Here is a 22,850-nt window from a genome sequence, read left to right on the forward strand (position 1 = left end):
CGATACTGATGGCCGCCGAGCCACTGACCCGCACATCCACGGGTGAGGCCGTGCAGTTCTGGATACTGGCCCCGCTCGCTGTGCTCGGCGCGCTCGGCATGGTTTTCGCGGCCAAGGCCGTGCACTCCGCGATCTGCCTGGCCGCGACCATGATCACGCTGGCCGTGTTCTACATCGCCCAGGACGCGCTGTTCCTGGGTGTGGTGCAGATCGTGGTCTACACCGGCGCGGTGATGATGCTGTTCCTGTTCGTGCTCATGCTGGTGGGCGTCGACTCCGCGGAATCGCTGAAGGAAACCCTGCGCGGCCAGCGTTTCGCCGCCGCCGCGGTGGGGCTCGGCTTCGGCATCCTGTTCGTCACCGGCATCGCCACCGGCGTCCGCAACTCCGGAATCCGCTTCCCCGCCACGGGTTTCGCCGGGCGCGACGTGATCGGCGAACTCGCCGAGCTGATCTTCGTCCGGTACGTGTGGGCCTTCGAGCTCACCGGCGCGCTGCTCATCACCGCCACCATCGGCGCCATGGTGCTCGCGCACCGGGAACGCTTCGGCCCGCGGTTGGATCAGCGCGAACTGTCCCGCAGGCGGTTCCGTGACGGCACGAGCCGCGCCACCCCGCTGCCGACGCCCGGCGTCTACGCCAGGCACAACGCCGTGGACATCCCCGCCCGGCTGCCGGACGGCTCGTTCGAGGAGCTGTCGGTCAGCACCATCCTGCGGCACCGCCGCACCAGGGCGCTGACCGAGGCCGCCGTCATCTCGGTCGGCTCCGGCTCCGGCGACGCGAAGACCGACGGCCACGACCACGCCGACGAGGAAGGCACCCGGTGAACCCCGAGAACTATCTGTTCCTGTCCGCCCTGCTGTTCACGATCGGCGCGGCCGGAGTGCTGTTGCGGCGCAACGCGATCGTGGTGTTCATGTGCATCGAGCTGATGCTCAACGCGGTGAACCTCGCGTTCGTCACGTTCGCCAGGATGCACGCGAACCTGGACGGCCAGGTGTTCGCGTTCTTCACGATGGTGGTCGCCGCGGCCGAGGTGGTCGTCGGCCTGGCCATCATCATGACCATCTTCCGCGCCCGCCGTTCGACCTCGGTCGACGACGCCAACCTGCTGAAGTTCTGACGTGGATACCGCGATACTGACGCTGCTGCCCACGCTGCCGCTGGCCGGGGCCGTCGTACTGCTGCTGCTCGGGCGCACCGCCGACAAATCGGGCCATCTGCTCGGTTGCCTGGCCGCGCTGGCCTCCTTCGGCGTGGCCGTGTGGGCGTTCGTGGTCATGCTCGGGCGCGAGAGCGCCGAGCGAGCCGTGCACGCCGACCTGTTCAGCTGGGTGCCGGTGACCGGCCTCCAGGTGGACTTCGGTCTCCAGATCGACCAGCTGTCCATGTGTTTCGCGCTGTTGATCACCGGTGTCGGCTCGCTGATCCACCTGTATTCGATCGGGTACATGAGCCACGATCCGGATCGGCGGCGGTTCTTCGCCTACCTCAACCTGTTCCTCGCGGCGATGCTGCTGCTGGTGCTGGCCAACAACTACCTGGTGCTCTACCTCGGCTGGGAGGGCGTCGGTCTCGCGTCCTACCTGCTGATCGGCTTCTGGTACGAAAAGCCTTCCGCCGCAACGGCCGCCAAGAAGGCCTTCGTGGTGAACCGGGTCGGCGACATGGGCCTTGCGCTGGCCATGATGACGATGTTCGCCACGTTCGGCTCGATCGGCTTCGGCGAGGTCTTCGCCGCCGCGCCGGGCGCGAGCGAGGGCACGCTCACCGCGATCGGCCTGTTCCTGCTGCTGGCCGCGTGCGGCAAATCGGCGCAGGTGCCGCTGCAGTCCTGGCTCGGTGACGCGATGGAGGGCCCGACACCGGTCTCGGCGCTCATCCACGCCGCCACCATGGTCACCGCGGGCGTCTACCTGATCGCGCGGTCCAACGCGATCTTCGATCTCGCGCCGAACGCCCAGCTGGCAGTGGTGCTGGTCGGCGCGGTGACGCTGCTGTTCGGCGCGATCGTCGGCTGCGCCAAGGACGACATCAAGAAGGCGCTGGCCGCGTCCACCATGAGCCAGATCGGGTACATGGTCCTCGCCGCGGGCCTCGGCCCGGCCGGCTACGCCTTCGCGATCATGCACCTGCTCACCCACGGCTTCTTCAAGGCGGGACTCTTCCTCGGCGCGGGTTCGGTGATGCACGCGATGAACGACGAAGTCGACATGCGCCACTACGGCGGACTGCGCAAGCTGCTCCCGATCACCTACGTCACCTTCGGTATCGGCTACCTCGCCATCATCGGCGTGCCGCCGTTCGCGGGCTTCTTCTCCAAGGACAAGATCATCGAGGTGGCCTTCGGCGAGGGCGGCGCGGCTGGTCTGGCGCTCGGCACGGCCGCCCTGCTGGGCGCGGGACTCACCGCGTTCTACATGACGCGGGTGATGCTGATGACCTTCTTCGGCGAGCGCCGCTGGAAGCCGGACACCCATCCGCACGAGGCGCCGATGGTCATGACCGGTCCGATGATCCTGCTCGCCATCGGCTCGCTCGCCTCCGGCCTGGTGTTCGTGTTCGGCGACGCGCTGGTGAACTGGCTGGAGCCGGTGGTCGGCGCGCACCACGGCGAGGAGGTCGTGCCCGCGGGCGTGGTCACCGCCCTCGCGCTCGGCGTCGTCGTGGTCGGCGTCGCCGTCGCCTACAACCAGTACGTGCAGCGTGAGATCCCGGAAACCGCGCCGGAGGACGTGTCCGTGCTGACCGTCGCGGCTCGCAACGATCTCTACGGCGACGCGGTCAACGAGGGCGTGTTCATGCGGCCCGGCCAGCACCTCACCCGGTCGCTGGTGTTCGTCGACAACCGCGGCATCGACGGCATCGTCAACGGTACGGCCGCGCTGATCGGCGGGCTCTCGGCCCGCGTCCGCCGGGTCCAGTCCGGATTCGTGCGGTCCTACGCCCTGTCCATGTTCACCGGCGCGGCCCTGGTGGCCGCCGCCCTGCTGGCGGTGAGGATCTGGTGACTACATATCCCTGGTTGAGCACCCTCTGGCTGCTTCCGGTCGTCGGCGCGGTCGTCGTGCTGGTGTTGCCCGCGACGCGGCGGGTACTGGCGCGCGGTGTGGCACTGACCTTCTCGCTGGCGGCGCTGGTGGTGGCCGTCGCGCTCGCGGTGCGTTTCGATCCAGGCGGGGAGCAGTACCAGTTCGTCGAATCGCACGAGTGGATCCCGTCTTTCGGCGCCGGATACACCCTCGGCCTCGACGGCATCGCGCTGGTTCTGGTGCTGCTCACCGCCGCGCTGATGCCGCTGCTGATCTTGGCGGGCTGGCACGACGATCGCGCGGCGGGCTCCGGCAAGCGGGTGGCGCACACCTATATGGCGCTGATCCTGCTCGTCGAGGCGATGGTGCTGGTCTCCTTCGTGGCGCTGGACATCCTGCTGTTCTACGTGTTCTTCGAGGCGATGCTCATCCCGATGTACTTCCTCATCGGCGGCTTCGGACCGCGGACGGCGGATGTGCAGCTGCGCCAGCAGCGCTCGCGGGCGGCGGTGAAGTTCCTGCTGTACAACCTGTTCGGCGGGCTGATCATGCTGGCCGCGGTGATCGGTCTCTACGTGGTGACGGCGCGCGACAGCCTCGGCGCCAACGGTGCGGGCACTTTCGACTTCCGCACCGTGGTCGCGGCCGCCAACTCCGGTGCGCTCGGTGCGGGTCCCGCGGTGCTCAACGCGCTGTTCCTCGGGTTCATGTTCGCCTTCGCCGTGAAGGCTCCGCTCTGGCCGCTGCACACCTGGCTGCCCGACGCCGCTGTCGCCGCCACACCGTCCAGCGCGGTGCTGATGATGGCGGTGGTCGACAAGGTGGGCACCTTCGGCATGCTGCGCTACTGCCTGCCGCTGTTCCCCGACGCATCGGGAACCTATGCGCCGCTGGTGATCACGCTCGCGGTGATCGGCATCGTCTACGGTGCGCTGCTGGCGATCGGCCAGACCGATGTGATGCGGCTGATCGCCTACACCTCGATCTCGCACTTCGGCTTCATCATCCTCGGCATCTTCGCCATGACCAGTCAGGGGCAGACCGGCGCCACGCTCTACATGATCAACCACGGCATCTCCACGGCCGCGCTGTTCTTGATCGCCGGGTTCCTCGTCTCGCGGCGCGGCACCAGGGTCATCGCCGAGTACGGCGGGGTGCAGAAGGTGGCGCCGGTACTCGCCGGAACGTTCCTGATCGCCGGTCTGGCGACGCTGTCGCTGCCCGGCCTTGCTCCTTTCGTCAGCGAATTCCTCGTGCTGATCGGCACTTTCACCCGCTACCAGGTGGCCGCGATCGTCGCTGTCAGCGCGCTGGTGCTCGCCGCGGTCTACGTGCTCTGGCTGTACCAGCGGATGATGACCGGCCCGGTCAAGAAGGGCAACGAGAACCTCTACGATCTGGTGCCCCGTGAGCTGGCCGTCGTCGCGCCGCTCATCGCGGCCCTGCTGTTCCTCGGCCTCTATCCGAAACCGGTGCTGGACTTCATCGATCCGGCGGTGAGCCAGACCCTGACCACCATCGGCCGCCACGATCCCGCGCCGACGGTTCCGGCGCCCGAGGCAGGCGCGGCGAATCTTCAGGAAGGCGGGCACAAGTGACCACGCATCCGATCCCCCTCGCCGCGACCGTGGCCACGCCGAGCATCGAATACGGCTTGCTCTCCCCGATGCTCATCGTGTTCGGTGTCGGCGTCGCCGCGGTGCTGGTCGAGGCGTTCGTCGCGCGCCGGTATCGCTACGGCACCCAGCTGATACTGAGCCTGGCCGGTCTCGCCGCCGCACTGGCGGCCGTCGTCCGCCTGGCGGGCACGGAGTCCACCGCAGTAGCGGGCGCCGTGGCGGTCGACGGTGTGACCTTGTTCCTGCAGGGCACCATTTTGGTGGTGTCGATCCTCGGGGTGCTGTTCATCGCGGAACGCGGCGGGCAGCCACGCACGCAGGCGCGATCGGGGCCGGGCACCTGGAGCCTGGCCGCGGCGACCGTGGGGCGCGGCGCGGACGCGTTCACGCCGCAGGCGTCGGCGGTTCCCGGCAGCGCCGACGAGCGGGCCGCGATCCGCGCGGGTATCGCAACCACCGAGGTCTTCCCGCTCACGCTGCTCGCGGTCGGCGGCCTCATGCTCTTCCCCGCCTCGAACGACCTGCTGACCATGTTCGTCGCGCTGGAGGTGCTGTCGCTCCCGCTGTACCTGTTGTGCGGACTGGCGCGGCGCCAGCGGCTGCTCTCGCAGGAGGCGGCGCTGAAATACTTCCTGCTCGGGGCGTTTTCGTCGGCGTTCTTCCTCTACGGCGTCGCGCTGCTGTACGGCCAGGCGGGCACCGTGCGGCTCGGCGGGATCGCCGACGCGATCGCCGCGCATCCGTCCGAGGCGATGCTGGCCCTGCTCGGCCTGGCGATGCTGGCGGTCGGACTGCTGTTCAAGATCGGCGCGGTGCCGTTCCAGTCCTGGGTGCCCGACGTCTATCAGGGCGCACCGACGCCGATCACCGCGTTCATGGCGGCCGCGACCAAGATCGCGGCGGTCGGCGCGATGCTGCGCATTCTGCAGATCGCGGTGCCGGGGTTGCGGGACGACTGGCGGCCGGTGCTCGCGGCGGTCGCGATCGCGACGATGGTCGTCGGCGCGGTGCTCGCGGTGACCCAGACCGATGTGAAGCGGATGCTGGCGTATTCGTCGGTCGCACACGCCGGTTTCATCATCGTCGGCCTGGTGGCCGCCAACGAGGCGGGCATCGCGGCGGTGCTGTTCTATCTGGTCGCCTACGGCTTGGGCACCCTCGGCGCGTTCGCGGTGGTGAGCCTGGTCCGCGAAACCGATGGTGAGGAGGCGACGGCGCTGGCGCGGTGGTCCGGGCTCGGCCGTCGTTCCCCGTGGCTGGGCGCGGTGTTCGCGCTGCTGCTGCTTTCCTTCGCCGGTCTGCCGCTCACCAGCGGGTTCGTCAGCAAGTTCGCCGTGTTCGAGGCGGCCGTGTCCGGCGATGCCGTCACGCTGGTGATCATCGGCGTCATCTCGAGTGCCATCGCGGCGTTCTTCTATATCCGCGTGATCGTGCTGATGTTCTTCACCGATTCCCCGTCCGACGCCCCGGTGGTGGTCACTCCCCCGCTCACCCGGGCGATCGTTCTGCTCACCGCCGCGGCCACCATCGTGCTCGGTCTGTTGCCGCAGTGGCTGCTCGATCTGGCCGAGCAAGCGTCCACCCTCGTGCGCTGATCGTCCGACGCGTGGGGCCCCGGCCGAATGATCGGCCGGGGCCCCCTTCTCGTGCGCTGCTTGTCGAGCTTCGTCCGGAACGGACCGCCGATGCTGTTGAACAGCCGGTCGCCGTTCGGGAACGCCTCGATGATGGCGTACGCGCCGTTGCCGTAGTTCGACGGCCCGAAGATGGTGCGGTCACTCGTCGGTCCGCAGGGATCGGCTCACGCGCCGACGCGCGCGAACAACCGTCCCCCGAGGTCGATGCCGACGACCGCGCCGCTCTCGTCGCGGGAGAAGTAACCGAGGTGTCCGCGCAGCCCTCCGGCGGTGACGATGTATTCGTCGCCGGGCAGCAGGCCGATGGCGGCCGCCGGGTAGTCCGGCGGCACTTCCTGGTCCGATGCCGCGCGAATCTCCGGTTTCACGCGACGGCGAGGTTCAGTCCCGTCTCGTCGGCGGCGATGGTGAGGGTCATCGCGTCGATGGCGTAGGCGCCGATCAGTTCCGCGGCGCGCGACGGGTCGTAGGGCAACGGTTCGGGGTCGCGGTCGAGGATCCCTAGGTGGTGCTCGAGCGCCCAGCGCACGATCGCCTGTTGCAGGCGATGCCCTCCGGTCCCGCGTTCGACATCACGACGAGCGCGAAGTCCCGTTCGGGGACGATGAGCAGTTCGGCGAATTGCCCGTTGCCGGATCCGCCGTGACCGATGGTCCGCACGCCGTCGATGTCGCGCAGGAACCAGCCGATGCCGATGGCGTCGCCGAGTGTGCTCGCCCGCAGCGCGACCGTCGGACGACGCATGGCGAGCAGGGCATCGGTGGGCAGTGCCGCGCCGCCGTCACCGAGATGGAAACGAGCCCAACGCAATTGGTCGGTTACCGAGGATGCCAGTCCCCCGCCGGCGTTGTTCGCTCGCGACGGCCGCCACAGCCGCGCGACCGTCAGCGAACCGTCGGCTTCGGCATTGTGGCCCTCGGCGAACCGACGGGCGGTGATCTCGTGCTGCGCGAAGAAACTGTTCGTCAGCCCGAGCGGCGCGAGGATCAGCTCCGCGAGAGCCTGTTCGGGCGAAGACGTCCCGGCCGTCGACCAGCACCCCGACCGCGACACCGGGGATACCGAACTGCGTGGCGGTCACTTCGACGAACTCGGACAGCGTGACACCGGACATTGGGCGTTTCCTTCCCGCTTCGTGGAACGCCCATGACGATGCCGACCGGCGCTGACAGCGCACCGACAGCGGGCTGACAGCCTGTCAGCCCGCGCGCAACACGCCGCGCAAGTAGGTGGCGAATGCCGAAGTTTCCCCGATGAATCCGGTGTGATCGCCGGGGAACAGGGTGGGTGTGAGGCCGAGCGCCGCGGCCAGCGCGCGGCTGCTGCGGTCGCAGAGCTGTCCGGCGGAGTCGGCGCCGATGCCGATGATGATGCGCGTCGCGCTCGTACGCAGCGTGTCCAGATCGGGCCGCCAACCGACGGTGCCGAGCAGTTCGTGGTCGAACCAGTAGCGCTCGGAAGCCGCCTGGGCCGGATCGCGGTCGCCGCCGAACATTTGCACGAGCACCGGTTCCGGCAGGTGAATGTTCGCCTGCGCGAGGAACTTCCGGAATGCGCCGAGTACATCGCCCGCGCCGTAGGTGGCGATCATGTCCTCGGTGCCTGCGCGCAGCTCGGCGCGGTCGTCGAGCAGCTCGATCAGCGGCGGCTCGTGCGCGACCACGGTGGTGACCAGATCGGGATGGGCCTCGACCAGGGCCAGCGCGCTCACCGCGCCGCCGCTCGACCCGAGGACCACCGCCGGTCCGATGCCGAGGTGCTCGATCAGCCGGGCCAGATCCTCGCCGCGCAGTTCGGGCGTGGAGTCCCGGTGCGGATCGGTGAGCGCGCTGCCGCCGTGTCCGCGCGGGTCGAGGGTGAGCACGGTGTGGTCGGTGGCGAGCAGGTCGGCCAGCGGCGCGAAATCCGCGGCGGCCATCGGCGCACCGGCCAGGACGATGAGCGGACCGTCCCCTCGGACCTCGTAGTAGAGGCTGACGTCGGGAAAATCGACGGTGCGGGCGACGGAAGCGGGGCTGACGGTCATGAGGTCTCCTTGATGTGGACGCGTCCTTCGCCTGTGTGGACGGCGGGGGCACGGGAAACTCATCGCGGCCGCGGAGACAAGGTGCGCGTCGGGTGTCACAACCGGCGCAGCCGTGCTGTCCACTGGGTGTCGTCGCGCCCGCCGACGCCTTCTCAGACCAGCTCGACCTCGTCGAATCCGACGGTCATGCGGTGCCGCCGCTCCCGCAGGACCCCTCCTTCGCGATGAACGATCCCCTCGCCGAAGTCGATGCGTAGTTCTTCACGGCGGGCGTCGACTTCCCGCACGACCCCACAGACACCGCTGAACGGCCCCTCCGGAAAATAGACGACATCACCCGGACCGTATTCCGCACACCCCACGACGCCACAGTAATGAAGCCCGGCGACCTTCGACCGCCGGTGTGATCGGGATTTCACAAGAATCGGCACCCCGGTGGCGTGAATTCGGCTCCGGGGATACTAGTGGCGAGCACCGTAGGAATTTTGATGAGGAGCGGCTTGGTGGAAGCAACGTTCGACGTGGCTGAGCTCGTGGGATATCGCTATCGCACGGATGACTACTACGAAGTGGGACGCGAGAAGATTCGCGAGTACGCGCGCGCCGTGCAGGACTTCCACCCTGCGCATTGGAGCGAAGCCGCTGCCGACGAACTCGGATACGCCGGTTTGGTCGCGCCGACCACGTTCATCTCGACCGCCGCCATGCTGGCCAACCGCCGGATACTCGAGACCATCATGGTCGGCTACGACGTGTTCGTGCAGACCGATCAGGTCTTCGAGATATACAAGCCCGTGCTCACCGGCGACCGGTTGGTCAGTGACGTCGAACTCACCTCGGTTCGCCGTATCGCGGGCAAGGACCTGCTCACGATCACCAACACCTTCACCGATCGAAGCGGTGACGTCGTGCAGATCATGCACACGACCGTCGTCGGCATCACCGGTGAGGATGTCGACGCGGGCATCACCGACGCGATCGACCGGGTGATCATGCACGGAATGGACGCGGCCTCTCGAAACGCGACCGCGCCCGCCGATGGGGACGGGCCGCTGGTGACGGCTCCGGAGACCGGCCTTCAGCTCTCCCAGTTCTCCCGGACGCGTACGCCACGCACCGCACTCCGATTCGACGACATCGCGGTCGGTGACGAGCTTCCCGTGCGAACCGCTCGTGTGACACGGGGGGATCTGGTGAATTACGCCGGAGTCTCCGGTGACGCGAACCCGATTCACTGGCACGATCAGGTCGCCGCGCTCGCCGGTCTTCCCGATGTGATCGCGCACGGCATGCTCACCATGGGCCTGGGAGCGGGATTCGTCACCGGATGGCTCGGTGACCCGGGCGCGATCACCCGCTACGGTGTCCGGCTTTCGAACTACACGGTCGTCGAATCCGCCGCCTCCGGGAACGTGGAGTTCACCGGCCGAATCAAGTCGGTCGACCCCGAGACCAGGACCGCTGTCGTCGTGATCGTCGCGAAGTCCGCCGGGCGCAAAATCTTCGGCCTCGCCACCGCGGACGTGCGTCTCGCATAGTCTCGGGGCGGAATGCCGATCCGCGCGAACGATCGTCCTCCCCTGGCCCGGGCACATCGAGGCACGCGGCGGTAGGCGCATCCGTGATGACGGTGCGCCAGGTGGCGCAGATCGCGCGGATCACCGATCAGTTCATGACAGCGGCTACCACCGGTGACACGCACGGGCTGCTCGCGCTCCTCGCTCCCGGCGCCACCTGGATCGCCGACAGCGGCGGCAAGGTCACCGCGGCGCGCAGGCGCCTGATCGAGATCTTCGGCGGGAAGATCACCGATCTCTACGCCGTCCGCCACCCGGACAAACTCGCCACCGTGGCGGTTCCGCGCCGGATCAGCCGGTGAAGGAAGAACCGAAGCGCCACGGTAAGCCCGTACCGGGATGCGGGCGTCAGCGGAACCGGTCGGCGCGGAACGGTGTCAGCACCGGCGGACGGACTCCGTCGAGGATGTAGCCGGTCAACGCTTCGGCGGCGGGCGCGGCCAGGGTCATGCCGAGCATGGACAACCCCGTGAGGAGATAGGTGCCGGGGTGGCCGGGCAGGCGGTCGACGATCGGCAGCCCGTCGGGTGTGAGCGGTCGCCGCCCGCTCCAGAGGTGCTGCCGATCGGTCCAATCGATGCCGTCGAGCATGACCGCCACGTTCCGCGCGATCGGCGCCAGACGCTCGGCGCTCAGCCGCGCCGACGGCCCGAAGTCCATGCCGGCGGCGATGCGAAGGCGGCCGCCGATCGGCGACAGGGCGATGTGCGCGTCGAGCAGCAGGATGGACCGCCGCACCGCGGTGGCGACGGGGACGTCGAAGCTGTAGCCGCGGCCGCCGATGAGCGGGAATCGCTTGCCGATCAGCGCGGTGCTCGCACCGGTCGCGACGATCACCACATCGGCGTAGCGGCGGTCGTCGCGCATTGCGACGCCGGCACGTGGACCGGGCTCGGTCAATCCGGCGACCGCGCTGCCTTCCTCGATGCGCACCTCTTGTGACCGCAGGTAGCCGGCCAGCGCGGCGAGGAAGGCGCCCGGGTCGATCTGCACGTGATCGCGCAGCTCCACCCCGTGGCGCACCTGCTCGGACAGCGCCGGTTCCCGCGCGCGCAAAGCGTCGGCATCCAGGACGGTTTTCGAGACGGCGAATCCGGCGGTACGGAAAGGCTCGCGGGCGCGGATGAACGTCTCGACGGCGCGGACGTCACGCGCCACGGCGAGCAAACCGGCGTCGTCACGGGTGAATTCGACGCCGTCGGCCGCGAGCTGATCGAGCAGCGGGAAACAGCGGGCGCCGAGCTCGGCCAACGCCAGCGTGCCGTCGCGGTAGCGGTCGGCGGTGGCGTGGCGCGCGAAGGACACCAGCCAAGGCATGAGACGCGGGTAGTCGCGGAGCGCGATATGGGTCGCCGATTCGGCAGAGCGCATGTGCCGCAACCCATCCCGCAGCAGTCCCGGTTCGGGCAGCGGTCCGGTCTGGACCGGGTCGACCCACCCGGCGTTGCCGTGCGAAGCCCCGGCGCCGACGTGCTCGGCTTCCAGTACGGTGACCTCGACTCCGCGCCGCGCCAGGTGATAGGCGGCGCTGAGCCCGGCGATCCCGGCGCCGACGACCAGTGCGGTACGTGGCGGATTCACCGGCGCACCGGTTCCCCGATCGGGCGCCTCTCACGCGACCGGTGGCCGTCCGGCGAGAGATCGAGACGCAAGGGCTTTCCTTTCAGTAGACCCAGGCAGCATGTGGTGATCGATCAGCGGTGCGGTGACGGTGTTTCGATGGCGCCGGTTCCGGCGCGGGTTCCGAACACCGCGAAACCTCGCGGCAGCGGTCGCCGACGCCGGTCGATCAGCGCGGCGCTCAGTAGCGTCTCGACGGCTTCGGCGACGAGGTGGCCGACCCGCCGATGCCATGCCCTGGGCGGCCGAGGGCATACCTGATCCGCCGTGCTGGACTGGTATAGCCCAGGTTCGCCGGGAAGTCCAGCATCATCGCACGAGCGCCGGGTCGGTCTCGGCTCGCTCAGCGGCTCGGATCAGCCGAGGACTTTCTCCGGCAAGCCCCAGCACGGATACTCGCGGGCGGCGTCGACGAGGCCGACGCTCTGTGGCGTGCGGCAGACGACGTGCGGTTTGTGCCGATAGTCGACGACCAGGTGTAGGTTCGCCGCTTTCTCGCCGGTGAATGTCTGGTGGCATTGGGAGCAGTGGCATACGTTGTGCGCGCTCAACGGCCACCAGGACTCGCATCCCCGGCATTTCACCGTCTCCGCCGATTTCGTCTTCATGGTCACTCACCCACTCGCGCCGCCGCGCCGCGGTCCGCCATCACCTTGGCCGTACCCGCGTCGTGCTGCGTCACACCCTTCGTCATCGATCACCGAGCGGGGTCCCGGCACTGTCGACCACGAAGTCGATACCGCCGTGACGTCGTCATCCTCGCTGTCCGGCTCGGCGACCCCGACGGTAGCGTACGCGTCGAATTCGGTCTTCGCGGATTGTGTTGGCCGGTCCGTGATCTGATGGGGCGGTCAGTGAACCCCGATGCGTCCGGCAGCGATTCGGCGCGTACTTCGCCAAGCTCTTGACCGCGAGCGCGGTGCCCGATGTGGGCGACGGCTTGGCATGCCTGAGAGACGTTATAGCCGACGGATCAGTCAATTCATCGGTCCAGCGCGAGCAGATCCCGGCTTTCGGGCGTGCCGTCGAGGGCGCGCGTGACGCGGCGCTGAATCTTCCATCCGTCGGCGGTGCGGGTCAGCTCGAAGCGGTTGGCTGCGGCCCTCGCGACGACGAAGCGGCCGGCGCGGTGCACGATCAGCAGCGACTCGCACACCACCGTGGCGCGGTCGCTTCGATGACGGTCGCGACCGGGCCGAGGAAATGCGTGCAGCCCCGCTCGACGAGTCCGCGGTGTTCGGCGGAGCGAACCATCGCGCGCACCTCGTCGCGGCCGTTCATGAACCAGCCCTCGACGTCGTGGCTTCCGTCTTCGGTCCACAACTCCGCCGCGGCGTCGGCGTCGGCGGCGTCGACCGCGGGACCGTAGCGGGCGACGAGTTTGCCGATCGCCAGTTCGTCTTCGACTCGCCGGAGACGTCGCTCCCATTCCGCCGGGACGAAGGGGGTTGATGTCATGAGTGGCCGTTCCTCTCGGTGATGGCGCGCAACGCTGCCAATTGCTCGCAGTAATTTGCGGCGGACGTCGCCTGAACGGTGCAGGTCACGGCGGTCGCTCCGGCCTCGCGAAGGCGTTCGAGGGCCCGCTCGGTGGCGCGGGGATCGCTCAGCGGGTCGAGCGGGCGGCCGGTGCCGAGCACGACGTCGAAGCCCGCCGGCAACTCGACGCGATCGAGCATGGCCCGGATGCGCTCGGCGCTCAGGCCGAACGGCATCCAGCCGTCGCCCAGTTCGACCGCGCGCCGCAACGATCTCGGCGTCCGGCCGCCGACCCAGAGCCGTACGTGACCCCGCGGCGCCGACGGCGACACGACCATCCCCGACACCTCGGAACGGCCCCAGACCGAACGCAATTCACGCATCCGCGCATCGGTGACCGCGCCGCGGTCGTCCCACGGCGCTCCCAGGAGGTCGAACTCTTCGCGCAACGAACCCACACCGACGCCGAGCACGACTCGCCCGCCGCTGAGCCGGTCGAGGGTGCCGTACCGCTTCGCTATCTCCAGCGGGCGGTGATACGGCAGCACGATGACCGAGGTGACCAAGCGGATTCTTCGTGAGCGCGCGGCTAGAAAAGACAACGTCGCCAACGGATCCCAGTAGGTGCCGCCGCGCGTCGCCGCGGCGTCGATCGGCACGGCCACGTGCTCGGAGCAGGTGATGTGGTCGAAACCGAGTTCGTCCGCGCACGACGCGATCCGACCGAGTTCGTCCGGTCCAGCCCCGGCCTCCCAGGCCGAGGCCATCCCCGGGACCGCGGTGACCACTGGAGCCGACAAGCCGATGCGCATGGCAGCAGTTATACGCGCGTCGCCGCGGCGGGCATCGACCTCGTTCTGCTCGCCAGGCGCGCCGATCCGCTGCACGAGACGGCAGAGGCCTGCCGGGCTTCGGGCGTGCAGGTTTCGGCGCGCGCGGTGGACCTCGCGTATCGCACGGCGGCCGATGTCGTCGTGGGCCTGGTCGCCGACATAGACATCGGCCTGCTCGTCTACAACGCGGGCCGCCAACACCCACAGCGCGCGGTTCCTGGACGGCGAGCTGGTCGCCTTCGACCGGGTCATCGACCTGAACGTGACGACCCCGCTCGGGCTGGTGCACCGCTTGACGCCCGGCATGGTGGCGCGGGGCCGGGGCGGAGCGATCCTGGTCGGCGGGCTATCTCGGGTCGAGTCATCACACCGTGTACGGCGGCGTCAAAGCGTCCGGTCGCATCTGGGCCTGTGGCTGGAACTGCGCGGGTGGGGGTCGGCGTCCTGGAACTCGTCCGCGGCGTCACCCGTACGCCTGTGATGCGCGAGCCGGGCTGAACTTCGACGTGCCGGGTCTGCCCGGTCGCCGAGCCCGACCGCGTCGCCGTCGAGGGCTTGCGGCTGGACAGAAACTTTCCCCGAGGCGAGGGTGGCGGCGTGTCCAGCGGACGACGCCGCGCGTCACGGACGATCGCGAACGGACTTCAGCAGACCGTAGAGGGCGACAAGGGGTTTCAGCGGCATCCAATCGCCGAACCGGTACTCCGCTCCCCTGACCAGGCGGGCTGCCAGACGGGGCGACTGCTGCGCGAGATAGTGCCTGGCTTTCGCGGCATGGGACGGCAGCGAGACGATCTTGATTCGATCGACGTCCCTGAGGTACGGGATCGCGAAAGCGATATTCTCCCAAGTGGTCCGGCTCCGCTCCTCCAGGACGAGCTCGCCGCGGTATCCGCGAGCTCGCGTCGCGTACTCGGCCATCAGCGACGCCTCGGTGCGCGGACCCGCGCACGGGCCCCCGCACAGCACGAGCCTGCTCTCGGCCACCGCCGGGTCGATGGACCGCAGGCCCGCACGTACGCGCCACCGGTTCATGGCGTTGGCGCGCACGCCCGCGTTGCGATACCCGAGGACCACGACGGCCTCCGAGGTCCCCGGCGCGTATCCGACGAGCGTGCGCGAGGCACGCCAGTTCGCCCACTCGCCCCACAGCATCAGCAGCGCGAGACCGGCGGTCGTCAGCCAGGTTCGTTTCCGCACGACTCCAGCCAAGCACACACGTCAAGAGAGATCAGCGCTCTCAGCCAACGCGTGCTGACGTGGGAGCCGCCGCATCGGCTCGTGGTCACCTGGCAGATCAACGGGCATTGGCAGTACGACCTCGACCCCGCGCACGCCAGTGAGATCGAATTCCTCGTCACCGGCTGATCATTCCGCGGTGGACGATCGCGCGCCGAGGCCGAGTTCGCTCCGTCCTCGGCTCGCGTACGCGACGACGGGCACGACGGCCACCGCAAGGACGCCGCCGGTCAACGCGAGAGCGGGGTAACTGGCCGCGGCGACCACGAGACCGGAACCCAAGCCACCGGCGGCTCCCGCGATGGCGATCGAGACATCCACCACTCCTTGGGTTTTCGCGCGAGTGGCGACCGGGACGGCGTCGGCGACGATCGCGGTGCCCGCGAGAAGGCCGAAGTTCCAGCCCAGTCCGAGCAGCGCCAAGGCAAGCGCGAGGAGCGCGACGGAGTCCCCAGGCGCGGTTGCCGCGAGCAGCCCGGCCGCGAGCAGGGTCAGTCCGGCGGCCGCCGCGACGGGCAGGCGGCCGTAGCGGTCGACGAGCCAACCGGTCAGCGGCGAAGGCAGGTACATGGCGCCGACGTGAATGGCGATGACCAGCCCGGATGCGGCGGTGCCGTGACCGTGGTCGTGGATGTGCACCGGCGTCATCGTCATGATCGCCACCATCACCAGCTGGGTCACGCCCATGACCAACGCGCCCACCGCGACACCGCCGCCGGAGCGAGTGGCCGGGTTCGCGGTCCCGTTCTCGGGGGCGGACGCGTCGCCGTCGACGGGCAAGCTTCTGGCCAGCAACAGCGGGTCGGGCCGCAGCCACAGGGTCAGCACGAGGGCGGCCATCGCGTAGGCGGCAGCGGCGAGGAGGAACGGTCCGGCCAAGGTCGGGATGCCGAGCGATTCGGCGAGCGCGCCGGTCGGGGCGGCGAGGTTGGGGCCGACGACGCCGCCGAGGGTGGTGGCGACCAGCACGGTCGCGACCGCGCGCCCGCGATGCGAAGCGTCGGCCAAATCGGCTCCGGCATAACGGGCTTGCAGGTTGGTGGCGTTGCCCGCGCCGTAGACGAAGAGCGCGACGAACAACAGCACCGGATCGTCCACCACGGCCGCGGCCACGACGCCGAGGCTGCCGACCGCTCCGATCAGGTACCCGGCGGCCAAGCCGGGACGGCGGCCGCGGGCTTGCGACATGCGCCCGACGGCGACGGCGGCCAGCGCCGAGCCCGCGGTGAGCAAGGCGCTCGGCAGTCCGGCCAGGCCGGTGGAGTCGAGCATGTCCTTGGCCAGTAGGGCGCCCACGGTGACGCCCGCGGCCAGTCCCGCCCCGCTGAGAATCTGCGCGGCGACGAGCACCCGCACCATGCGGCGCTGGAGCTCCGGGATATCGCGCAGCTCGGGGCCGGACGAGATGGTGGTGTCGGTGCTGAACACAGAGCTTCTTCCTTCGACTTGCCCGCCCGCTCCGCTGTGCTCGACGAGCGCCGCGTCCACAACAGCCGACGCGAATAAACTAGCTATCACGTTGTTCCAAAGATGTTTGGAACACTATTCCATGAATCATTGGAGAAGCAAGGTGAGTGAGCTGACCGGCCGCAAAGCCGCCCTCTACGACCAGATCGCCCGCGTCGGCAAAGCGCTCGGCAACGGCCGCCGCCTGCAGATCCTCGACCTGCTCGCCCAGGGCGAGCGCACCGTCGAGTCGATCGCGACCGCGACCGGCATGAACCTCACCACCGCGTCGGCCAACCTACAGACCCTGAAGAACGGCGGACTCGTCGAAGCGCGCCGCGACGGCACCCGCCAGTACTACCGTCTCGCCGGAGAGGACATCGCCCGGCTCTTCTCACTCGTGCAAAGCGTCGCCGAAGCCCACCTCGCCGATGTCGCCGTCGCGGCCGCCGCGGCGCTCGGCGCTCCCGACGACGTGATCACCCGCGACGAACTGATCCGCCGCCGCGACAACGGCGACATCATCCTCGTCGACGTCCGCCCGCACGAGGAATACGAAGCCGGGCATATTCCCGGCGCGATCAACATCCCCCTCGCCGAACTCGCCGACCGGCTCGCCGAGCTGCCCGCCGACCGTGACATCGTCGCCTACTGCCGCGGCGCCTACTGCGTCATGGCGCCCGAGGCGATTCGCATCGCGGGCGAAGGGGGCCGATCGGTCAAGCGCTTCGACGAAGGCATGCTCGAATGGCGTTTGGCTGGGCTGCCCGTCACCTGAGCGCTGCCCGTCGATTCAAGCGCTGCCGGTCATCCGATCGCCGTCATTCACCCGAGGGCTGTCGTCCATCCGAGCCCGGGGCCGGCGAGAACGCCGGCCCGCGCCCGACCGTGCACTTTTCAGGACCTGCCTGTTACGAGGCGGCTTTCTCGTACGCCGCAACGAGATCGGACGGCACCCGTCCGCGACTCGGCACCGCGAGACCGTTCGCCCGCGCCCACTGTCGAACCACGCCGGCCTCGGGTCCGCGCGTATTCGTCGGCACGATGGTGGCGCTGCGCCGACGTGTCGCTTTCCCGACCTGACGACCGAACGGAATCCACTCGCCGAACACTTCTCGCAAGCGAGCGGCATTCTCCTCGGACAAGTCGATTTCGTAGCCGACTCCGTCGACAGCGAACGACACCGTTTCCACGGCGGGTGAACGTCCGTCGAAATCATCGATCACTGTGACAACCACTCTGCGTGCCATCGACATCCACTCCCAACTCATCGAATCGACCGGACCGTCCCCTGCCGAACCGGAGAGCAACGCGATCCAGACAGCTCGAAACCGTCGCTGTTCTGGGACTCTCCGTCCAGACGCAGGATGGTACGCCCGTTCGGTCCGAACGCGGAATCGATGTCCGCTCCGGCACTTCCGAGCTCTCGACGCGAAAACGAGTACCGTTCCCGAAAATCGGCGACGCACGACCCGACGACGCGGCAGACGCCGAACGCCTCCTCACCGCCGTGGCGAAGTCCCTCGCTCCTCCGACGCCGATGACGCGTCACGGGCCGGTTCGTGGAGAATTCTCCCGACGGTGTCACAAAACGACGAATCCCGGTGTCTCGTGAGTGAACTGGCGACAGCGATGAACAGGAGCCACCGATGACCAGTACGTTCCGCACCGGCGACGCGCGAGCCGACATGCGGTCCTGGCCGGAGTCGGCGGCCGGCCCGCAGCGTCCCGCGGACCCGGCGACGGAGGCGTTCGTCACTCACCGCAACCTGCTGTTCACCGTCGCCTACGAATTGCTCGGCTCGGCCGCCGACGCGGAGGACGTGCTGCAGGAGACCTGGCTGCGCTGGGCGGACGTCGATCTCGACGCGGTGCGGGATCAGCGTGCGTACCTGATCAGGATCACCACCCGCCAAGCGCTCAATCGGATGCGCGCACTTGGCAGGCGCAAGGAGTCCTACGTCGGGCCCTGGCTGCCCGAACCGCTGCTCACCTCACCCGACGTGGCCGAGGACGTCGAGCTGGCCGACAGCGTCTCGATGGCGATGCTGCTGGTGCTCGAGACGCTCACACCGACCGAGCGGGCGGTGTTCGTGCTGCGCGAGGTCTTCGATCTGGGATACGACGAGATCGCACGAGCCGTCGGCAAGAGCTCGGCCGCGGTCCGTCAGATCGCCCACCGGGCACGGGAACACGTCGCGGCGCGGCGGCCGCGCGGTGTCGTATCGCCCGCCGAGACGCGGGATGCGCTCGCGGCGTTTCAGCGGGCGGTCGAAACAGGTGATCTCCAGGGCTTGCTCGACCTGCTCGCGCCGGACGTCGTGCTGGTCGGCGACGGCGGCGGAGTCGTGCAGGCCGTGCCGCGCCCCATCGTGGGAGCCGACCGGGTGGCTCGTCTGCTGGCGGCCGGCGTGCCGAAGATCGCGGGCGAGATATCGGCCGAACCGGTGCAGCTCAATGGGCGCCCGGCGCTGATCGTGCGGATCGACGGGGTGATCGACGACGTCGTGGCGGTGCGCATCGACGACGGCTTGATCACCGCGCTCTATGTCGTGCGCAATCCCGAGAAGCTGTCGCGCGTGCAGCGGGAGACCGCGGTGAGCCGCTGAGCTCGGGCGCGGTGTTCGATGGCCGGATCTGACAGAGATACGTCGTTGCGGCCACCGGCGCGCGCCTCGAGGATGGACGCATGAGTTCGAGCCACCGCGTCGTCATCGCGACGTTCCCCGATGTCGACCTGCTCGATGTGACCGGGCCCGCCGAGGTTTTCGCGCTGGCGAACCGCGAGGGCGGCGGGCGGGTGCGCTACGACGTGCGGCTGGCGAGCCCGGTCCGCGGCGAAGTGCGCACCTCGGCGGGGGTGCGCGTCGTCACCGACGTGGGCTTCGACGAGGTCGAGCCGACGATCGACACGTTGATCGTCCCCGGCGCGGTCGACACCCCACCCGGCGGGCCGGTCGCGCGCATCGATCGGGAGGTGGTGGCGTGGATCGAGTCCGTGGCGCCGTACGCGAGGCGGATAGCCTCGGTGTGCGTAGGCGCGCATCTGCTCGCCGCCGCGGGTTTGCTGGACGGAAGAACGGCCACCACGCACTGGTCGACGGCCGGCCAGCTCGCCGCCGAGCATCCGCACATCGTCGTCGACCCCGACCCGATCTTCATTCGCTCCGGCCGGATCTGGACCGGCGCGGGGATCAGCGCGTGCCTCGACCTCTCCCTGGCATTGGTGGCCGAGGATCACGGCGAGGACTTGGCGTTGCAGATCGCGCGCCAACTGGTGGTCTACCTCAAACGGCAAGGCGGGCAAAGTCAATTCAGCGTGCCGCTGAGCAGTCCCGCGACCGCGCGCCGCGATATCGATGACCTGCGGCTCTTCATCACCGAGAACTTGGACGGGGATCTGTCCACCGCGACGCTCGCGGCCAAGATGTGCCTGAGCGAGCGCCATTTCACCCGTGTCTTCCAGCAGGAGACCGGCGCAAGCGCCGCGGTCTATGTGGAGGCGTGCCGGGTGGAAGCGGCGCGCCGTCTGCTCGAAACCACCGACCAGCCCCTCGAACGGATCGCCGCGACGGTCGGGCTCGGCTCGGTCGAGACACTGCACCGCGCCTTCCGCAGGCAACTCTCCGCCACACCCGGCGACTACCGGAAGCGATTCCGCGTAACCACCTGAATATCGAGCGGAGATTCCGCTCGAATTTCCCTTTCCCACACAGAAAGTAGCAACACATGTCGATGAATGCTGTCTCCAGCACCCTGCGCGAGGTGATCGGTCTCGACGATCGGCTGCCGCGACTGGCAGAAGCCACGGTGATCATGATCGATTTCCAGAACACCTATCTGCGCGGTGTCATGGCCGTGGACGGGGCTGCGGACGCGCTGGCAGCAGGCGCCCGATTGCTCACGGCCGCGAGAGAATCGGGCCGACCGGTGGTGCACATCGTGAACGACGGCGGACCGGACACGCCCTATGACATTCGCGCCGAGATCGGCGCGATCAGCGATCCGGTCGCGCCACAAGCGGGAGAACCGGTGGTGGTCAAGCAATTCCCGAACGCGTTCCACGGCACCGATCTCGAGCAGACCTTGAAAGAGCTCGGCGCTGGACGGGAATTGGTGCTCGCCGGGTTCATGACCCACATGTGCGTGAGCTACACCGCCCAGGGTGCGTTCGATCTCGGCTACCGCCCGACCGTCGTCGCGGAAGCGACAGCCACTCGGTCCCTGCCGAATCCCGTGGGCGACCCGGTGTCCTCGGCCGCGCTCCAGAACGCGGCCCTGACCACCATCGCCGACCTGTTCGGTGTCATCGCCCCGACGGTGGACGACATCCTGTCCTAGGCCGGACCGCACGCGCACAGGTGTCGGTCCGAGTTGCTACCTTGCGCGGCATGACGATCGATCGGGGCGCGAGCTCCGCACACGGGGCGGCTCTGACGGAGCGCGTGCTCGAGGTGGTGCGGCGGGCGCCGGAAGCGTCCGCGCTGGAGTACCAGCACGTGCCTTGGGTGGCGGATATCCCGCGGCCGATGGCGGCGGATGTCTTGGCGGACATTGTTTTTCCGTCGGGACGTCCACTGTCGCCCAGCCTGCGGGCGTGGCTGGCGTTCGATGTGAGCCTGCTGGAGCGTTACGGCTGGTTCGGCCCGGATGGCGAGTTCACACCACGGACGCTGGACGAGTTGGTGGGTGACGAACTCGGCGGACCATGGGGAGAGTGTTACCTTCCGCTGGCCGACCGCTTCGATGAATGCTTCCTGCTGCCCGGTGGTTCGGACTCCCGGCGAGTCATTGCAGTAGGCGAGCCCGACACCGAGGGCGAATACCCCGTACTCGCTGTCGATGTCGACGACCTACCTTTCGTGGGCCTGATGTACCCCGGTTTCGACGTCTACCTGGCCGATACCGCGAAGCTCGTTCGTATGGAATTCCCTACCTACACGGCGCTTTTCGATCACGCGACCTACGGTCCGCGCATGCGGCGGCACGCCCGTCACTGGTTCGGGGGAGATGCTTGCGCCGAGTTTCCGTTCTGAGTCCGGAGATCACCGGCCCGGAACGCTGGTGACGCCGGGCTGTGAACGGGCTGAGCTCGTCGCCGCACCAGTCCAGCCCAGCCCCGGCCGCAGCCGAGGCGCGTCGCCGTCACGGCCGCAAGAGATGTTCTCCGGCGAGCTGGATGGCTTCGAGTGTGGTGTAGCCGGGATGGTCCGCGACGATGAAGTGGCGGCCGATGGCGAGCGCGAAGGTCAGCATGCTGCGCGCCTCGATTTCGTCGGGATCGGCAAGGAAAGCGCCGAACATTGTGCGCAGGAACGTCATCCGCTCGTTGTCGACGCGCCGCAGGCGCGTCGCGACCGACCGGTCGTGGTTGGCCCAGGCACGGATGGCCAGATCGATCCGGTGCAGGTCCTCCGAGAACGTCATCCGGCCCACGCGCCGGATGCGGTCGGCGGCGTCGCCGCCTCCGGCGTTCGCTTGGGCGATGACCTCCGTGGTGCAGCGACGCTCCCACTCGTCGAGCATCTCCGCGAGAAACGCGGCACGCCCGTCGAAGTGCCCGTAGAACCCGCCCTTGGTCACGCCGAGCGCGGCGGCGAGCGTCTCGACACGGACGGCGTCCGGCCCTCCTTCGGCGAGTGCTTCGAGACCCGCCGCTATCCAGCGGGCTCGGGTCGTTCGGGCCACGGCGGGAATCCCGGTCACCTCCATTGATCGACTGCCTTTTATACGGTACCGTACAAATATTCTGTACGGTACCGTATAAATGGAGGCGAACCGTGCCACGAACCATCAACTCCCCCAAGCGATCGCTGCGCTGGGCCGCCGGAATCATGGTCGTCCTCGGAGCAGGGCATCTCCTGTTGCTGGCGCTCATGGCTTGGGGCGACATCACCGGCTGGGTGGATCGCGGGATATGGGCAGCGGTCCCGCTCGCCGTGAACGAAGGCAGCGACGGGCCGACGGTGGACTCGTTGCAGAACGAGGTCACGTTCTGGGCCGGGCCGGGGAGTTTCGCCGTACCGTTCATCCTTTTGGGTTGTCTGACATGGCATCTCGCCGAGCGCGGGATCGCCGTGCCCGCCGGGATCGGTTGGGGCCTCGCGGCCTACAGCGCGTTCAGCGGCGTTCTGCTCGTGCCGTCCCCGTACTTCGCCGGAGTCGTCGCGGGCATACTCGTCGTCGTGGCGGCTCGGAAAGGCGTTCGGGTGGGAGCCGATCGAGAGCGGGACAGTGACGTCATCGCCGGGCACCGATAGGCGGGCCGGATGTCGGAGCACATGATCGAGGACCTCGTCGAAGGGTCGACCCACCCCATCTCTACTGTGACGCCGGGAC

The 22,850-nt window shown here is 68.6% G+C and carries 27 protein-coding genes; 13 read left to right on the forward strand and 14 right to left on the reverse strand.

Going from position 1 to position 22,850, the window contains the following annotated elements; translation table 11 throughout:
* Positions 1-8: 8 nt before the first annotated feature.
* The 5 genes from NX1_RS19990 to nuoN are packed head-to-tail and all read left to right on the forward strand — an operon-like array spanning position 9 to position 6,249.
* Positions 9-830, forward strand: a complete 822-nt coding sequence (locus NX1_RS19990) for an NADH-quinone oxidoreductase subunit J (protein WP_068061560.1) — start codon at positions 9-11, stop codon at positions 828-830.
* Positions 827-1,126 (forward strand): NADH-quinone oxidoreductase subunit NuoK, encoded by a 300-nt coding sequence (nuoK, locus tag NX1_RS19995; protein ID WP_036536861.1) that lies wholly within the window; start codon positions 827-829, stop codon positions 1,124-1,126. Before NX1_RS19990 ends, nuoK begins: the two co-directional genes overlap by 4 nt.
* Before the next feature lies 1 nt (position 1,127).
* Positions 1,128-3,014, forward strand: a complete 1,887-nt coding sequence (nuoL, locus tag NX1_RS20000) for an NADH-quinone oxidoreductase subunit L (protein ID WP_068061563.1) — start codon at positions 1,128-1,130, stop codon at positions 3,012-3,014.
* The gene (locus NX1_RS20005) at positions 3,011-4,633 is read left to right on the forward strand and encodes an NADH-quinone oxidoreductase subunit M (protein ID WP_157119881.1); all 1,623 of its coding nucleotides are present in this window, start codon (positions 3,011-3,013) and stop codon (positions 4,631-4,633) included. The genes nuoL and NX1_RS20005 overlap by 4 nt, the downstream gene beginning before the upstream one ends.
* Positions 4,630-6,249 carry an NADH-quinone oxidoreductase subunit NuoN gene (gene nuoN, locus NX1_RS20010; protein ID WP_068061569.1) on the forward strand — a complete coding sequence of 540 codons (1,620 nt, stop codon included), beginning with the start codon at positions 4,630-4,632 and terminating at the stop codon, positions 6,247-6,249. The genes NX1_RS20005 and nuoN overlap by 4 nt, the downstream gene beginning before the upstream one ends.
* A gap of 206 nt (positions 6,250-6,455) precedes the next feature.
* On the opposite strand, the gene NX1_RS37445 is transcribed toward nuoN, so the two are convergent.
* The 5 genes from NX1_RS37445 to NX1_RS20030 form a co-directional block, all read right to left on the reverse strand.
* Complete coding sequence (locus NX1_RS37445; RefSeq protein ID WP_068061572.1) at positions 6,456-6,659, reverse strand: hypothetical protein; 204 nt, start codon at positions 6,657-6,659, stop codon at positions 6,456-6,458.
* The gene (locus NX1_RS37450; protein WP_218024151.1) at positions 6,656-6,820 is read right to left on the reverse strand and encodes a hypothetical protein; all 165 of its coding nucleotides are present in this window, start codon (positions 6,818-6,820) and stop codon (positions 6,656-6,658) included. Before NX1_RS37450 ends, NX1_RS37445 begins: the two co-directional genes overlap by 4 nt.
* The gene (locus NX1_RS37455) at positions 6,793-7,344 is read right to left on the reverse strand and encodes a serine hydrolase domain-containing protein (RefSeq protein ID WP_068061574.1); all 552 of its coding nucleotides are present in this window, start codon (positions 7,342-7,344) and stop codon (positions 6,793-6,795) included. Before NX1_RS37455 ends, NX1_RS37450 begins: the two co-directional genes overlap by 28 nt.
* Positions 7,345-7,489: 145 nt before the next feature.
* Positions 7,490-8,317: an alpha/beta fold hydrolase gene (locus tag NX1_RS20025; protein ID WP_068061577.1), complete on the reverse strand. Its 828-nt coding sequence runs from the start codon at positions 8,315-8,317 to the stop codon at positions 7,490-7,492.
* 152 nt (positions 8,318-8,469) lie between these two features.
* The gene (locus NX1_RS20030) at positions 8,470-8,679 is read right to left on the reverse strand and encodes a hypothetical protein (protein ID WP_068061581.1); all 210 of its coding nucleotides are present in this window, start codon (positions 8,677-8,679) and stop codon (positions 8,470-8,472) included.
* Between the two features lie 126 nt (positions 8,680-8,805).
* On the opposite strand from NX1_RS20030, the gene NX1_RS20035 reads away from it, so the two are divergent.
* Positions 8,806-9,855: a fused (3R)-hydroxyacyl-ACP dehydratase subunits HadA/HadB gene (locus NX1_RS20035; RefSeq protein ID WP_068061733.1), complete on the forward strand. Its 1,050-nt coding sequence runs from the start codon at positions 8,806-8,808 to the stop codon at positions 9,853-9,855.
* Between the two features lie 86 nt (positions 9,856-9,941).
* Positions 9,942-10,196 (forward strand): sigma-70 family RNA polymerase sigma factor family protein, encoded by a 255-nt coding sequence (locus tag NX1_RS20040; RefSeq protein WP_068061584.1) that lies wholly within the window; start codon positions 9,942-9,944, stop codon positions 10,194-10,196.
* A gap of 46 nt (positions 10,197-10,242) precedes the next feature.
* Here the strand turns inward: NX1_RS20040 and NX1_RS20045 are convergent, their stop codons facing one another.
* The 7 genes from NX1_RS20045 to NX1_RS20070 form a co-directional block, all read right to left on the reverse strand.
* Positions 10,243-11,475: an NAD(P)/FAD-dependent oxidoreductase gene (locus NX1_RS20045; protein ID WP_068061587.1), complete on the reverse strand. Its 1,233-nt coding sequence runs from the start codon at positions 11,473-11,475 to the stop codon at positions 10,243-10,245.
* Positions 11,476-11,870: 395 nt separating this feature from the next.
* Positions 11,871-12,122 carry an FDXHR family putative zinc-binding protein gene (locus NX1_RS20050; protein ID WP_068061590.1) on the reverse strand — a complete coding sequence of 84 codons (252 nt, stop codon included), beginning with the start codon at positions 12,120-12,122 and terminating at the stop codon, positions 11,871-11,873.
* A 374-nt stretch (positions 12,123-12,496) separates the two neighbouring features.
* Complete coding sequence (locus tag NX1_RS38555) at positions 12,497-12,673, reverse strand: hypothetical protein (RefSeq protein ID WP_307651157.1); 177 nt, start codon at positions 12,671-12,673, stop codon at positions 12,497-12,499.
* The gene (locus NX1_RS20055) at positions 12,652-12,972 is read right to left on the reverse strand and encodes a nuclear transport factor 2 family protein (RefSeq protein ID WP_307651159.1); all 321 of its coding nucleotides are present in this window, start codon (positions 12,970-12,972) and stop codon (positions 12,652-12,654) included. Before NX1_RS20055 ends, NX1_RS38555 begins: the two co-directional genes overlap by 22 nt.
* Complete coding sequence (locus NX1_RS20060) at positions 12,969-13,805, reverse strand: TIGR03619 family F420-dependent LLM class oxidoreductase (RefSeq protein WP_068061735.1); 837 nt, start codon at positions 13,803-13,805, stop codon at positions 12,969-12,971. The genes NX1_RS20055 and NX1_RS20060 overlap by 4 nt, the downstream gene beginning before the upstream one ends.
* A 642-nt stretch (positions 13,806-14,447) precedes the next feature.
* Positions 14,448-15,026 carry a YdcF family protein gene (locus NX1_RS20065; protein ID WP_068061593.1) on the reverse strand — a complete coding sequence of 193 codons (579 nt, stop codon included), beginning with the start codon at positions 15,024-15,026 and terminating at the stop codon, positions 14,448-14,450.
* 168 nt (positions 15,027-15,194) lie between these two features.
* Entirely contained in the window at positions 15,195-16,424 is a 1,230-nt protein-coding gene (locus NX1_RS20070; protein ID WP_084501598.1) for an MFS transporter, read from the reverse strand.
* Positions 16,425-16,614: 190 nt separating this feature from the next.
* On the opposite strand from NX1_RS20070, the gene NX1_RS20075 reads away from it, so the two are divergent.
* Positions 16,615-17,289 carry an ArsR/SmtB family transcription factor gene (locus NX1_RS20075; protein ID WP_068061596.1) on the forward strand — a complete coding sequence of 225 codons (675 nt, stop codon included), beginning with the start codon at positions 16,615-16,617 and terminating at the stop codon, positions 17,287-17,289.
* A gap of 133 nt (positions 17,290-17,422) precedes the next feature.
* On the opposite strand, the gene NX1_RS20080 is transcribed toward NX1_RS20075, so the two are convergent.
* A complete protein-coding gene (locus NX1_RS20080) occupies positions 17,423-17,761 on the reverse strand; it encodes a histone-like nucleoid-structuring protein Lsr2 (protein ID WP_068061740.1) in 339 nt (112 codons plus the stop codon).
* Positions 17,762-18,199: 438 nt separating this feature from the next.
* On the opposite strand from NX1_RS20080, the gene NX1_RS20085 reads away from it, so the two are divergent.
* The 4 genes from NX1_RS20085 to NX1_RS20100 all read left to right on the forward strand — a co-directional run bounded on the left by NX1_RS20085 (position 18,200) and on the right by NX1_RS20100 (position 21,547).
* Complete coding sequence (locus tag NX1_RS20085; RefSeq protein ID WP_068061742.1) at positions 18,200-19,120, forward strand: RNA polymerase sigma-70 factor; 921 nt, start codon at positions 18,200-18,202, stop codon at positions 19,118-19,120.
* An 80-nt stretch (positions 19,121-19,200) separates the two neighbouring features.
* The gene (locus NX1_RS20090) at positions 19,201-20,184 is read left to right on the forward strand and encodes a GlxA family transcriptional regulator (protein WP_068061599.1); all 984 of its coding nucleotides are present in this window, start codon (positions 19,201-19,203) and stop codon (positions 20,182-20,184) included.
* 56 nt (positions 20,185-20,240) lie between these two features.
* Entirely contained in the window at positions 20,241-20,852 is a 612-nt protein-coding gene (locus tag NX1_RS20095) for an isochorismatase family protein (RefSeq protein ID WP_373864891.1), read from the forward strand.
* 50 nt (positions 20,853-20,902) lie between these two features.
* Entirely contained in the window at positions 20,903-21,547 is a 645-nt protein-coding gene (locus NX1_RS20100) for a hypothetical protein (RefSeq protein ID WP_068061603.1), read from the forward strand.
* A gap of 109 nt (positions 21,548-21,656) precedes the next feature.
* Here the strand turns inward: NX1_RS20100 and NX1_RS20105 are convergent, their stop codons facing one another.
* Positions 21,657-22,298 carry a TetR/AcrR family transcriptional regulator gene (locus tag NX1_RS20105; protein WP_373864892.1) on the reverse strand — a complete coding sequence of 214 codons (642 nt, stop codon included), beginning with the start codon at positions 22,296-22,298 and terminating at the stop codon, positions 21,657-21,659.
* On the opposite strand from NX1_RS20105, the gene NX1_RS20110 reads away from it, so the two are divergent.
* Complete coding sequence (locus NX1_RS20110; protein ID WP_218024152.1) at positions 22,292-22,771, forward strand: DUF6463 family protein; 480 nt, start codon at positions 22,292-22,294, stop codon at positions 22,769-22,771. The genes NX1_RS20105 and NX1_RS20110 overlap by 7 nt on opposite strands.
* Positions 22,772-22,850: the final 79 nt, after the last annotated feature.

Origin of the sequence: Nocardia xishanensis NBRC 101358, assembly GCF_001613365.1 — a bacterium.
GTDB lineage: Bacteria > Actinomycetota > Actinomycetes > Mycobacteriales > Mycobacteriaceae > Nocardia > Nocardia xishanensis.